Raw genomic sequence first — 13,067 nt, 5'->3', positions numbered from 1 at the left:
CACCCACGACCCCTCGCCTGGACGAAAACAGCCGACGAAATCCTCGACAAGGTCGCCGCCTACTGCCACCGAATCTCTGACTCAGGTCACTAGGCCCCCTCTGCCGGATCTCGCCCGACCCGCCCCGCCTGCGGTGCGTCACCCCGTCATGGGGCAGGATGGCAGCCCGTTCCGGATGCGTACACACGCCCGAACGCGGCTTACAGCACGACGAACTGACAGGTGACAAGGTGACGACACACCTCATACGACGCCCGGCGGCGCCCGCCGCCACGCCCCCGGGCCGGGGACGCGCCGCGGAGGAGGTCCGTTGAAGCGGGATCTCCTCCTCCACGACTGGCTCGTCGCCGGCATCGCGCTGGCGGCGGGCGCCGCCGCCGGGCTGCTGCTGCGCGCCCTGCTGCGGTGGCTGGGCCGGCACGCCGAGCGGACCCGGTGGAAGGGCGACGACGTCATCGTCGACGCGCTGCGCACCATGGCCCCGGGCGCCGCGCTCATCGCCGGCGCCGCGGTCGCCGCCACGACCCTGCCGCTCACCGCCCCGGTCTCGGGGTTCGTGAGCCAGTCCCTGACCGCGCTGCTCATCCTCATCGCCACCCTCAGCACGGCGCGGGTCGTCGCCGGCCTCGTCCAGTCCGTGGCGGGGACCCGCACCGGGGTGGCCGCGTCGGCGTCCATCTTCGTCAACATCACCCGGATCGTGGTCCTCGTGATGGGCGCCCTCGTCGCCCTGGAGACCCTCGGCGTGTCCATCGCGCCCCTGGTCACCGCCCTCGGCGTGGGCGGTCTGGCGGTGGCCCTCGCACTCCAGGACACCCTCGCCAACCTCTTCGCCGGCGTGCACATCCTCGCCTCGAAGACCGTGCAGCCCGGTGACTACATCCGGCTCACCAGCGGCGAGGAGGGGTACGTCGTCGACATCAACTGGCGCAACACCGTGGTGCGCAACCTGTCGAACAACCTGGTCATCGTCCCCAACGGGCGTCTCGCGCGGACGAACATGACCAACTTCACCCAGCCGGAACAGCAGTTCTCGATCCTGGTCCAGGTGGGAGTCGGCTACGAGAGCGACCTGGAGCACGTCGAACGGGTGACCCTCGAGGTCGTCGACGGCGTGATGGCCGACATCAACGGCGCCGTCCCCGACCACGAGGGAGCCGTCCGCTTCCACACCTTCGCGGACTCCCGCATCAACTTCACCGTGATCCTGGGCGTCGGCGAGTTCAGCGACCAGTACCGGATCAAGCACGAGTTCATCAAACGCCTGCACCGGCGCTTCCGTACGGAGGGCATCTCCATCCCCGCCCCGACCCGCACGGTCGCCCTCCGGCACGACGAGCACCCCGCCTCGCCCGCGCACCCGCCCGTGCCCCACCAGCGCGCGGCGTCACCGTCGACCGCCACGGACCTCATGGGCCGCACGGACCGCACGGAAGTCATCGACAGCGGCCGCTAGGCCGCCGAAGGGCGTGGTCACCGCGTGCCGGCCGGGTCCGGCTTCGCCGCCGACAGCGGCTCGGCGATGTCCTCCAGCGAACGGCGCTCGGCCTTGACCGCGAGGAACGCCGCCACGAGGCCGGCGGCGCACATCAGCGCGGCGCCGATCCGGAAGGCGAGCGCCGTGTCGCCGACCACGCCCGAGGAGGTGAGGTCGGCGAAGATCAGCGGTCCGCTGATGCCGCCGGCCGCGGTGCCGAGCGCGTAGAAGAAGGCGATGGCCATGGCCCGGGTCTCCATGGGGAAGACCTCCGAGACGGTCAGGTACGCACTGGAGGCGCCCGCCGACGCGAAGAACAGCACCACGCACCAGCAGGCCGTCATGGTCGTCGCCGTGAGCGATCCCTGGTCGAACAGCCATGCCGTGCCGAACAGGAGCACACCCGACAGCAGGTAGGTCGAGGAGATCATGATCCGGCGCCCGACGGTGTCGAACAGCTTGCCGAGCAGCAGGGGCCCCAGGAAGTTGCCCGCGGCGATGACGGCGAAGTAGTAGCCCGTGTTGCCCGTCGGCACGTCGAAGAACGTGGTGAGGATGGTGCCGAAGCCGAAGGTGACGGCGTTGTAGAGGAACGCCTGGCCGATGAAGAGCGCGAGGCCCAGGAACGCGCGGCGCGGGTAGCGGCCGAAGACCGTCCTGGCGATCAGGCCGAAGCCGATGCTCTTGCGCTGGTGGACGGTGATCTCACCGGCCGGCGGCGGGAGCGGTTCGCCCTTCTCCTGCTCGATCCGCCGTTCCACCGACGACACCAGTTCCTCGGCGTCTTCCTGCCTGCCGTGGATGAACTGCCAGCGCGGACTCTCCGGAACATGTCGGCGTACGAGCAGGACGACCAGGCCGAGGACGACGCCGAGGGCGAAGCTGAGCCGCCAGCCGAGGTTCTTGGGGAAGATGTCGGTGTCGAGCATCACGACGGACAGCAGGGCGCCGCCGATCGCGCCGAGCCAGTAGCTGCCGTTGATGATGAGGTCGACCCGGCCCCGGTAGAGGGAGGGGATCAGCTCGTCGATCGCCGAGTTGATGGCCGCGTACTCGCCGCCGATGCCGAAGCCGGTGAGGAAGCGGAAGAGGAAGAACCACCACGACTCGAAGGAGAGCGCGGTCATCGCGGTCGCGCCCAGGTAGACCACCAAGGTCACCATGAAGAGCCTTTTGCGGCCGTAGCGGTCCGTCAGCCAGCCGAAGAAGAGCGCCCCCAGGCAGGCGCCCGCCACGTAGAGGGCGGCGGCGATACCGGTGACCTGCGCGGCGGTGATGTCGAGACCGCTGCCTTCCTCGGCGAGGCGGCCGGCGACGTTGCCGACGATGGTGACCTCGAGTCCGTCGAGGATCCAGACGGTGCCGAGGCCGATCACGATCATCCAGTGCCACCGGGACCACGGCAGGCGGTCGAGGCGGGCCGGCACCGCCGTGGTGACGGTGCCGGTGGTGGCCGCCACGGGCACCGGCGATGAGTCGGATGCCATAACTTCCTGTTCCCTCCATCTCGAACGCCCCCCTGCCCTGCCGGGTTCCCGAGATCCGCTCGGACATGCGGCCGTGATCACGGCCGGCCGCCCGGGGCCGCGTCCCAGCTTGCGCGCCCGGCCCCAAGCCACCCGCCGCGACACACCCGGCGCGGCCCCAACCCTGCGGGCGGGACGTTTCCGCAGCTGTGACGGCTGCTCACCCCGGGCGCACCGGAGCGTCGTTGTCAGTGCTGGCGGTTACGTTCGCAGTGTGGCGAAGGCCTTTCCCGACAGGAGCGGACGATGACCGAGAGCAGTGTTCAGCCCACGCTGAGGGTGGTGCTGACCGACGTGAACGAGCGCGTGGTGGAGGCATGGCGGGCGGCGTTCGCGGACACCCCCGGCATCGAGATCCGCCGGGGCTCGATCCTCGAAGAGGACGTCGACGCCTGGGTCACCCCGACGAACTCCCGGGGCCGGATGGACGGCGGGGTCGACGCCGCCGTCAAACGCCACCTCGGATCCGGCATCCAGGTACGCGTGCAGCGCGCGATCCGCGAGCGGTACGCCGGAGTCCTCCCGGTGGGCAGCGCGGTCTGCGTCCCGTCGGGGGCGACCACCCCCCGGTACCTGATATCGACCCCGACCATGGTCCGGTCCTCGCAGAACGTGAGCGCCACACTGAACGTGGCACTGGCCTGCGCCGCCGCGTTCCAGGCCGTGCACCGCCAGAACCGGCAGAAGCCGGGCAGCATCCGCTCCGTGGCCCTGGTCGGGATGGGCGCACAGACCGGCCGGGTCCCGGCCAGGGTCTGCGCCAACCTCATGTGGACCGGCTACACCCTCTTCCACGACCACTGGTTCGAGGACGACGACGAGCTGCGCGCCACCCTCGTCACGCAGCTGAACGGCATCGAGAACGCCCCCGCCGAGGAACGGGTGCGCATCGTGGTGCCGAAAGCCGCCCAGCCCGCCCCCGCCGGCCATGTCCCCGCCCCGACGACGACGAACGAGAGCCCCTCCGCCATGACCGACGCGCACGACCCGCTGGCCCTCACCGAACTCTTCGACGGCGGCGGCGAGCCCTGGCTTCCGCTCCTGAAGCCGGTCATCGAGGCGCTGCCGGACGCCCCCCGCTTCATCGGGAAGGGCCGCAGCCCCGAGGTCGTCCCGGTGCGTGAGCTGACCTTCCAGGCCCTCAAGCCCCACCCGCCGCACAAGTGGAAGGTCGTCGCCTTCGGCCAGAACCCCTACCCGCGGGCGGAGAGCGCGACCGGCATCGCCATGTTCGACAACACCTTCAGCGACTGGAAGGACAGCCAGTTCGGCAGGGTCGTCAGCATCCGCTGCCTCATCAAGGCGGCGGCGATGTGGAAGTACGGCATAGCCAAGAAGACCCCGATCGCGGACGTGCGCGCGCTGCTGAAGGAGCAGGACACCGTCCAGCCGCCCGAGTGGTTCCAGGCGATGCTCACGCAGGGCGTGCTGCTGCTGAACGCCTCGCTCACCGCCAGCGGCGACGGAGCGATGGGCGCCGACCAGCACACGGCGTTCTGGCGGCCCGTCGCCGAACGGATCGTCGAGGAGATCCTCAAGGCCAAGCAGGACGCCGACGAGGAGGACCGCGGGATCGTCTTCGCCTGGTGGGGGGCGCACGCCCGCAACCTGAAGCGGGTCGTCCTGCGGCTCCAGGCGAAGTACCCGGACGTCGAGGTCCGGCACATCGACCACGCGAACCCGGCGGCGCAGGGCGACATCTTCTGCGAGGGCGATCACTTCGCCCTGGTCAACGAGGCCCTCACCGCACTGGGCGCCGACGCGATCGACTGGCTGCCCAGCAAGGGATGGAACGCGGCGACGGCCGGCGCGGACGGGGCGGTCGCGGCACGCATGGGCGCCTTCATCGAGTCGACCATGAACCTGCACCAGCTGTACCTGGAGCGGCTGACCAGCGTCAAGGACGAGGGCCTGGTCCTCCCCGCGATCACCGGCGTCTTCGACACCCCGCTGATGGACTTCCAGGACGCCGTCGCACCGGTCGCCCGCACGCTGTCCGGGCTCGCCGGACACATCGACCGCTCACGCGACTTCGGCAAGCGGCGGGCGGACGAGACCTCCGGCGGCCTGTCCGCCGACGCGATCGCCGCGCTCCACCTCTACACCTGCGAGTCCGCGTTCTACCGCGAGATCAACGCCGTCCTGCGCTCCCCGGACCGCAGCCGGGTCACTCCCTACCTGCCGTACCTGCGCCTGCTGTTCTCGGCGGTCTCGGGGCTGCCCGCGCACACGCAGCCGCTGTGGCGCGGCGTATCGCTGGACCTGCGGGCGCAGTACCCGGTGGGCCGGACGGTCACCTGGTGGGGCGTCTCCTCGTGCACCTCCCAGCTGAACGTGGCACGGTCCTTCCTGGGCAGCCGCGGCAAGCGGACCCTCTTCGAGGTGACGCCCGCCAAGGCGGTCGGGATCCGGCGCTTCTCCGCCTTCACGGGGGAGGAGGAGTACATCCTCACCCCGGGCACGCAGCTCAAGGTGACGGACGTGAAGAGCGAGCGCAGCGGCCTGTACACGGTCAAGCTGACCGAGGTGGACGCCGCCCCCCAGGTGTCCTGACCGACCCGGCGGCCCCCTTCCACCTCCCCCTCGGCACCGAGGTCCCGTGCGGCATTCGGGGACGTGCGCGTGGCCTGCTTGACCGCCCGGGGCCGCCGGACGCAGAGTCGGAACGCGGTGTCGTGACAGCGCCGCCCGACCCCGTCTGCGGTCCACCCTGCGAAGGCGGCAGACGGCCCTGGCCTCCGGGAGTGACTGCGCTGATGGTCCTCGACCTGGTCGTGATCGGTTTGGCCATCACCCTGGGCCCGCTGCACAACAGCGCCTTCATCCTGCTGCTCTCCTCACAGCGAGGCGTCCGCAAGGGCCTGGCGTTCCTGCTGTCGTGGCTCGCCAACCTGGTCGTGGTCATCGCGTGCGTGGTGCTGTTGACCGGCGGCGAGCCCCCGGCCCGCCACAGCGCGCCGTCGACCGCCGCGGCGAGCGCGAAACTCGCCATCGGCCTGGGGATGGTGCTGTACGGAGCGCACCGGCGCCGACGGCCGCCCCGCCCGCACGGCCCGCCGCGCTGGACCGCCCGGGTGGACGGCGCCTCACTGGTCACGGCCGCCGGGCTGGCCTGGCTGCTGCAGCCCTGGGCGCTGGTCGGCGCCGGCGCGGCCACGGTCGTCGCCGCGGACCTCTCCTCCCTCGCCGACTGGCTCGCACTGACCGGCTACTGCCTGCTGGCCACGCTCGGCCTCATCGTCATGGAGATGTACACGGTCTGGGCACCGGCCGCCGCCGGCGCCCGCCTGGACGCCCTGCGCCGGTGGCTCGAGCAGCACCAGGAGCAGCTGATCGTCACGCTCTCCCTGCTCGCCGGCCTGTGGCTGGCGGCCCGGGGCATCTACGAGCTGGTCGCCTGACCCACTCGGCGACGGCCAGACAGGCGGCCAGGCAGGCCGCCGGGCACGCACGAAGAATGAATTGAACGCGTTCAGTCCGGCTGGCAGTATGGATCCGCGCGCCACCGGCTACGGCGACGCGTCCAGTTCGCCGTGCCACGAGGGGGGTCGGCCGTGCATCAGAAACGGTCGTACGGCCGGATGTTGCTGGTCTCGACGCTGGTGGGCTGGCTGGAGGTCGCGCTCACCGTCGTGGTGGTCCTGCTGTACGTCCGGACGCAACCGCCGCCGGACAGCCCGGTCGACCACACCGGGCTCGTGGGGGGCCTGCTCTCCCTCGGCGTGCTCGTCGCGGTGGTCGCGTTCCTGCTGTCCCTGGTCTTCGTCCTGCCCGCGGTGGCGCTGGCCGACCAGCTCGGCCGCCGGATCGGCGGCCGCGAGGCGTGGTGGTGGGTCCCGCTCGCGGTGGCCGCCCTGGTGGCACCGCCGATCTGGGCCTTCGCGGCGTACAACCACGTGGAGACGCGGCCCGTGCTCGTCTTCTGGGCGATCGCCACCGCGTCGCTCTCGACGGGCGGCCTGCTCGCCCGCCCCCGGCACCCGGGACTGGGCCGGCAAGTGGCGCTGTGGGGTGCGGCGGGGGTGGCGGGAACCGGCCTGCTCGGCGCACTCGGGCTCACCGCCGGCCTGCTGCCCGCCTACGAGCCGCCGGCGATCGGCCCGGCGACCATGCCCGGCACCTGGGTCGACGAGACGGGCGGAAACTTGGTCTTCACGTCGGACGGCCGGGTCTCGGCCTTCGGCGTCGCCGAGTACGGCCCCGGCGCCGACCCCGACCGCCTGCCGCCCCAGTGCTCGGGCTCCGGCACCTGGTCGTACGAGCCGGGGCGGGGAGTGCGGAGCCAGAAGGTCCGCATACAGGTCCCGGGGTGTTCCTGGCCGGCGTGGAGCGTCGGCGGCACCGAGGAGGAGCCCCGGATCTACCAGCGCATCGACCACCCGGATTCCGAGGACCTGTACAGGCTGCGGAAGGTCACCGGCGCCTCCTGACGCCGCAACGCCGCACCGGTCACGTCAACCCCGAGTGCCACCCCGGCACTTCGCGCGCCACCGACAACTTGATCACCTCTGGTGCAACCACCGTGCACGCCCTGCCGTCCTGAGCAGCAGGGCGTTCGTCCGTTGCGGAAATATGTTCATGTTTGACCGGCAATGTGTGTACTCTGAACGCGCTTTACTTTCTGAACAGGTTCAATAGCAAGGGGGGACCGGTGCACCGTCACCGCGTCATGATTTCGGCTGCCGTCGTCGCGGCAGCCATCGGCTTCGTGCCGAACGTGGCCCAGGCCGCAGACCAGCCCGCGGACCGTGCGGGCGGCGTCGCCGCAAAGATCGATTCCGCGAAGGGCGCGGCGGCGGGGGCCGCCGTCTTCCACAGCCCGGCCGAGCGCACGGTGCGCAAGGCCACCACCGCGCCCGCCGCCACGGGCGACCACGGCAAGGCGGCCGCCGCGCAGGCCGCCGGCGCCGCCGAGGCCAACCCGGGCCTCGCGGTCGACCTGCGCGCCTCGGGCACCACCGCGCACGGCATCAGCCTGGCGTCCCGGATCAGCACCAGCGTCGAGTCCTCGATCCGCGTCGAGATCAACTGGGGTGACGGCCAGACCGACACCAGGCACACCACCAACGCCGAACTCCTCAAAACGGACCACAAGTTCGCCGAGGTCGGGACCCACACGGTCACGGTCACGCTGACCGACCTGAACCACAACGTGACCGCCACCAACAGCGTGGAGGTCCAGGCGTCCGGTTCGAAGTTCACCCCGCACGGCCCGACCCGGCTGCTGGACACCCGCGACGGCACCGGCGCCGCCGCCGGCCCGGTCCTCCCGTACGGCACGACCCGGGTGAAGATCGGCGGCAACAGCGGCATTCCGGCCGGTGCGACCGCCGTGGCCCTCAACCTGACCGTCACCAACGCCCGTTCCGGCGGCCACGTCACGGCCTACCCGTCGGGCACGGAGCAGCCCAACACCTCGAACGTCAACTTCGTCGCGGGCCAGACCGTGCCGAACATGACGATCGTGCCGGTCGGCGCGGACGGCTACGTGGAGTTCGTCAACCGCAGCTACGGCGAGGTGGACCTGATCGCCGACGTGACCGGGTACTTCACCCGCACCAACGCCAGCGGCTACACCTCGCTGGACCCGGCCCGCATCGTCGACAGCCGTGAGGGCCTCGGCACCGCCAGGGGCCAGGTCGCCGGGCAGAGCACCTTCCCCGTGCAGATCGCCGGCCAGGCCGGCGTCCCGTCCTCGGGCGTCACCGCCGTGGCCCTCAACGTCACGGTCACCAACCCGCGCAGCGCCGGCCACCTGACGCTCTTCCCGAGCGGGCAGCAGGCCCCGTCCACCTCGAACGTCAACTTCACGGCGGGCCAGACGATCGCGAACTCGGTGATCGTCCCGGTCGGCTCCGACGGCAGGATCAACGTCCGCAACGGCGGCTGGGACCCGGCCGACGTGATCGTGGACGTCGTCGGCTACTACAGCCCCGGCAGCAAGGCCGCCTACCTGCCCGTCACGCCCACGCGGCTCTACGACTCGCGCGAGTGGTCCGTCGTGCCGGGCCAGGACTACAGCTACCTGCCGCTCGGCGACGGCAAGCCGTGGGTCACGGGCTACGTCCTGAACGCGACGGTCACCAACACCCAGGGCGACGGCCACCTCACGGTCGCCCCTGACCCCAACACCTGGGCCCAGTACCTCGGCGGGACCCAGAGCCGGCCGACTCCGCCCAACTCCTCCAGCCTGAACTGGACGAAGGGCGCGACCGTGCCGAACCTGGTCCAGGCGAGCACCGGCAAGACCGGCGTCATCGACCTCTGGAACCGCAGCTGGGAGCCCACCGACATGGTGGTCGACATGTTCGGTCTCTACGAGTACTGATCCGCCCGGCGGGCCCCCGCCTCACCACCGTGCCCCGGGAACGGCCACTGCGGCCGTTCCCGGGGCACGCCCCGTTTCCGCCCCGCCACGTGCCCGCACCCGCCCCGACCGTCCCCCATAAACGCTCAGGGAATTCGCCGAAATCAAGCCGGTCGGCGAAATTTCCGCGCCCCGGGACGAGAAATGCGGTCGCTTACGCTCCGGCGGGCCTCGAGTGACCCCGGGGAATACTGGGGACCGGCCGAAACATCGGCCGGTACACCCCCATGGCCGGATTGCATCGGCGACAACATGACGAAGTAGAACCGGACTTGCCCAGGTAGCGAGCAGAAGCCCCGCACGCTTGCCGCCGTCCGGACGACCTCGCAATGCTTTCCGACGATCCGGTCGACTGAAGTCCAGTGCACCTTCGGCTTTCCGCTTCCACACCCCGGGAGACTTATATGTCCGACACCGCACCCACCCCCGAATTCGAACTCCACGACCTGGAGCTCGATCTCGGCGACCTCACCGTCACCTCGATGCGGGACACCTCCGCACTGCCCGAGGGCGGGGCGTCCTGGGGCTCCTGCTCCTGCCAGGGATCGTCGTCCTGCGCCCAGCCGCAGAACTCCGTCCCCCTCGAGGCCTGACCCCCAACGAGAGGAAACCCCATGACCGACCGCACGCAGCCCGCCGGTTTCGACCTCGACGACCTCGACCTCGGTGAACTCACCGTGACCTCCATGCGGGACACGGTCGCGCTGCCCGAGGGCGGCGCGTCCAACGGCGGCAGCTCCTGTTCCTGCGGCTCCTCCTCCTGCGCCCACCCGCAGATGCCCGACCTCCCCGTGTAAGGGGTACGGGCGCACCACGCACGACGGCACCACCGCACGACGGCACCACCGCTCGGCAGACGCTTCCCGCCGTGCCACGCGCCCGGCGGGGAGCCCGCGCGCCGCCTCCACCCACAGGACGGAAACCCATGCCGCAGCCGCACTCCACCCCCGGCGCCGACGGCTACCGGGTACGCTCCGCCCCCTACGCCCTGGCCCGCGCCACCGTGCTCGCCCACCCCGCCCAGCACCCGGCCCCGGCCGCCTTCCGCGACCTGCTGGCCCGCCTCCACCGACTCGACACCCAACTGGCCCTGACCGCCCCGCCGCTCTGCGACGACCTCTACGCCGCCCGCGACACCCACCCCGCCGACTTCCACCGCGACGTCGTCCTGCCCCTGCGACGGGCCCTGCACAACGGCCGCGAACCCCGCCCCGCCCTCCTCGCCCGCCTCGGCGACCTCCCCGCCCGCCTTCCCCGGCTCGACACCTGGCTCACCCTGCGCGCCGACCGCGACACCCTCCTCACCGCCCTCGACGCCGCCACGAGCCCCGCCCTCGACGCCGAACGCGCCGCGCTCACCTCCCTCTGCCGCGAGCCCGCCCTCGCCAAGGCCACCGCCCTGACCAGCGCCGACCTCCTGCGCGCCGTGAACCGCGCCGCCACCGGCGCCACCGACCGCCGGGCCCGCAAAGAGGAGCCCACCGTGCTGCGCTACGCCCTGCGGGCCAGCACCAAGACCAGCCCGCTGTCGTGGTTCACGGCCGTCGGATGGGGCCCGCTGACCGCGCCCGCCGACCGTCCGGCCCGCCCCGTGACCTCCTGGGGCGCCGCCCCCCTCCTCGACGGCCCGCTGCGCCCCGTCGTACGGGTCAACCGCACCCTGACGACCGCGCTGACCCTCGCCCTCCTCGACGCTCCCCACCGCCGCACCACGCTGCCCCACCGCATCACCAGCACCGCACGGACCACCGACGGCCGGGCCGCGTACTCCCGCGAGCGGCCCTCCTTCGCCGGCGGCCGCTACCTCGTGCCCGGTGAGGACGAGGCCGAGGTGGCCGCCGGGGGACCGCTGCGCCTGCTCACCGCCCTCGCCGAGAACCCCGTACCGCTCGCGGAGCTGACAGAGCGGCTGGCCGCGGCGCTCTGCCCGACCGACGCCGACGCCGACGCGGACGCCGGTGGCGGCCGGGCCGCGGCCGCCGCCTTCCTCGACCAGCTCGCCCGGGCCGGCCTGCTGGTCCCGCAGGACCCCGTCCCCCCACAGGACCCCGACCCCCTGCACCGCCTCGCCGCCTGGCTGCGCTCCTTCGCACCCGGCCACCCCGAGGACGCCTTGCGCGCCGACAGGCTCGCCGAACTCGCTTCGCTGACCGCCCGGTTCGCCGCCGCCCCCGCCGCCGAGCGCCCCCAGCGGCTCACCGTCCTCACCCAACGCTGGACCGCCGAGCTGGCCGCCGCCGGCCGGCCCGTCCCCACCGCCTCCGCCCCGCTGACCGTCCTGTCCGAGGACGTGGTCGCCCCACGCCCGCTGGCGCTCGACGGCTTCCTCGGCGCCGCCGACCACGAGGCGCTCGGCGAGGTCACCGCCCTCGCCGAACTCTTCGACCTCGGCCACCTCGTCCGCCGCGCCGTCCGGGACCGCTTCGTCGAGCGCTACGGCCTAGGCGGACGCTGCGCGCACCCCTGGGAGTTCGGCCCGGACGTCACCGCCGCCTGGGAGTCCGCCGGACGGATCGCCCTCCTCGACCCCGCCGACCAGGGCGTCTTCCCCAGCGCGACCGAACCCCTCGCCCGGCTGCGTACGGAGGTCGCCGACGCCCTGCGCGACCACCACGCCCCCACCGCCGGCCACGACACCCCCGACCCCTCCCGGACCCGCGACGAGGCGGTGCTCCCCGCCGACACCCTCAAGACCCTCGGGGAGCGGCTCCCCGCCCCGACCGTCGAACGGCCCCTCAGCTACGCCTACTTCCTCCAGCGCGACCCCGCCTCCGGGCTGCTGGCCGTCAACCACGTCTACGGCGGATGGGGCCGCTTCGCCAGCCGCTTCCTGGACTCCCTGGACCCCCGCGCCACCGCCGAGGCGTCCCGGCAGCTGCGGCGCGGCCTCGGCCCCGGCGCCCGCCCCGCCCAGATCCGCCCCGTCGGCGGCTTCAACGCCAACCTCCACCCCCTCCTCGTCCCCGACGAGATCGGCCCCGACCGCCACCGCACCCCGATCGCCGAGGCCGACCTGGAACTCGTCCACGACGAAGCCACCGACCAGGTCCGGGTCCGTCTGCGGACCACCGGCGAGATGCTCGACGTGCTGTACCCCGGCTTCCTCGCCCCCCTGCTGCTGCCGGCCCGCATCGCGCCCCACCTCGCCGACCACCCCGGCGGGGTCGTGGACTTCCGGCCCCTCGCCCCCCGCCGCACCCTGGCCGCACCCGGCGGCCACGTCACCCTCGCCTCCCGGCTCCGCCACCGGCACGTGGTGCTCCAGCGCCGCCGCTGGCTGCTGCCGTCCGCCGTGGTGGCCCGGCTGCGCGCCGACCTCACCGCCGACACCGGCCCCGGCCGGGTCCCCGCCGCCGCCGCAACCCACTGGCGCGCCCTGCTCGGCCTGCCCGAGCAGCTCTTCCTGCACCCGGTGGCCGGCGCCCCCACCGGCCGGGCCACCGAGGACTTCCTCAACGGACTGGCCCGCCCCAAACCGCACTTCGCCGACCTCGGCAACGCCCTGCACCTGCGCTGCCTGGCCAAATGGCTGTCCCGGCACACCGGCGGCGTCGTCCTCGAAGAGGCACTGCCCGCACCCGGCGGCCTGGCCGCACCCACCCGGGCCGTCGAACTCGTCCTGGAGGTCTACCGGGACGGACGCCCCCGATGACCCGCCCGTCCACCCCCCTGCGCCCACCGAGCCCGCAGCACCAGG

9 protein-coding genes are annotated in these 13,067 nt (G+C 72.5%); 8 read left to right on the top strand and 1 reads right to left on the bottom strand.

The genetic code is table 11. The features are described from left to right. The first annotated feature begins 310 nt into the window (after positions 1-310). Positions 311-1,456, top strand: coding sequence for a mechanosensitive ion channel family protein (locus ACFYP3_RS34015; protein WP_388841298.1), 1,146 nt, complete (start codon positions 311-313; stop codon positions 1,454-1,456). Between the two features lie 17 nt (positions 1,457-1,473). On the opposite strand, the gene ACFYP3_RS34010 is transcribed toward ACFYP3_RS34015, so the two are convergent. Next, on the bottom strand, positions 1,474-2,964 hold the full coding sequence (locus tag ACFYP3_RS34010; protein ID WP_388841296.1) for an MFS transporter: 1,491 nt from the start codon (positions 2,962-2,964) through the stop codon (positions 1,474-1,476). A 285-nt stretch (positions 2,965-3,249) separates the two neighbouring features. Here ACFYP3_RS34010 and ACFYP3_RS34005 point away from each other — a divergent pair, with 285 nt between their 5' ends. The 7 genes from ACFYP3_RS34005 to ACFYP3_RS33975 all read left to right on the top strand — a co-directional run bounded on the left by ACFYP3_RS34005 (position 3,250) and on the right by ACFYP3_RS33975 (position 13,022). After that, positions 3,250-5,556, top strand: coding sequence for an ADP-ribosyltransferase domain-containing protein (locus ACFYP3_RS34005; protein ID WP_388841293.1), 2,307 nt, complete (start codon positions 3,250-3,252; stop codon positions 5,554-5,556). Positions 5,557-5,759: 203 nt separating this feature from the next. Beyond that, positions 5,760-6,404 (top strand): GAP family protein, encoded by a 645-nt coding sequence (locus ACFYP3_RS34000; RefSeq protein ID WP_388841304.1) that lies wholly within the window; start codon positions 5,760-5,762, stop codon positions 6,402-6,404. A 153-nt stretch (positions 6,405-6,557) separates the two neighbouring features. Further along, complete coding sequence (locus ACFYP3_RS33995) at positions 6,558-7,433, top strand: hypothetical protein (RefSeq protein WP_388841290.1); 876 nt, start codon at positions 6,558-6,560, stop codon at positions 7,431-7,433. A gap of 239 nt (positions 7,434-7,672) precedes the next feature. Then, positions 7,673-9,331 carry a hypothetical protein gene (locus tag ACFYP3_RS33990; RefSeq protein WP_388841287.1) on the top strand — a complete coding sequence of 553 codons (1,659 nt, stop codon included), beginning with the start codon at positions 7,673-7,675 and terminating at the stop codon, positions 9,329-9,331. A 443-nt stretch (positions 9,332-9,774) separates the two neighbouring features. Further along, a complete protein-coding gene (locus tag ACFYP3_RS33985) occupies positions 9,775-9,963 on the top strand; it encodes a thiazolylpeptide-type bacteriocin (protein WP_388841284.1) in 189 nt (62 codons plus the stop codon). A gap of 21 nt (positions 9,964-9,984) precedes the next feature. Further along, positions 9,985-10,167 carry a thiazolylpeptide-type bacteriocin gene (locus ACFYP3_RS33980; protein WP_388841281.1) on the top strand — a complete coding sequence of 61 codons (183 nt, stop codon included), beginning with the start codon at positions 9,985-9,987 and terminating at the stop codon, positions 10,165-10,167. 128 nt (positions 10,168-10,295) lie between these two features. Next, entirely contained in the window at positions 10,296-13,022 is a 2,727-nt protein-coding gene (locus ACFYP3_RS33975; protein WP_388841279.1) for a lantibiotic dehydratase, read from the top strand. The last annotated feature ends 45 nt before the right edge of the window (positions 13,023-13,067 follow it).

Source organism: Streptomyces sp. NPDC005533, from assembly GCF_042871845.1.
Taxonomy (GTDB): domain Bacteria; phylum Actinomycetota; class Actinomycetes; order Streptomycetales; family Streptomycetaceae; genus Streptomyces.
Note: the sequence above shows the minus strand (reverse complement) of the source record. Positions and strands in the feature narration are given on the sequence as shown.

Coding starts and splice junctions, on each gene's coding strand:
- ACFYP3_RS34010 (WP_388841296.1), bottom strand. CDS start 2,964: ATGGCATCCGACTCATCGCCGGTGCCCGTGGCGGCCACCACCGGCACC.
- ACFYP3_RS34005 (WP_388841293.1), top strand. CDS start 3,250: ATGACCGAGAGCAGTGTTCAGCCCACGCTGAGGGTGGTGCTGACCGAC.
- ACFYP3_RS34000 (WP_388841304.1), top strand. CDS start 5,760: ATGGTCCTCGACCTGGTCGTGATCGGTTTGGCCATCACCCTGGGCCCG.
- ACFYP3_RS33990 (WP_388841287.1), top strand. CDS start 7,673: ATGATTTCGGCTGCCGTCGTCGCGGCAGCCATCGGCTTCGTGCCGAAC.
- ACFYP3_RS33985 (WP_388841284.1), top strand. CDS start 9,775: ATGTCCGACACCGCACCCACCCCCGAATTCGAACTCCACGACCTGGAG.
- ACFYP3_RS33980 (WP_388841281.1), top strand. CDS start 9,985: ATGACCGACCGCACGCAGCCCGCCGGTTTCGACCTCGACGACCTCGAC.
- ACFYP3_RS33975 (WP_388841279.1), top strand. CDS start 10,296: ATGCCGCAGCCGCACTCCACCCCCGGCGCCGACGGCTACCGGGTACGC.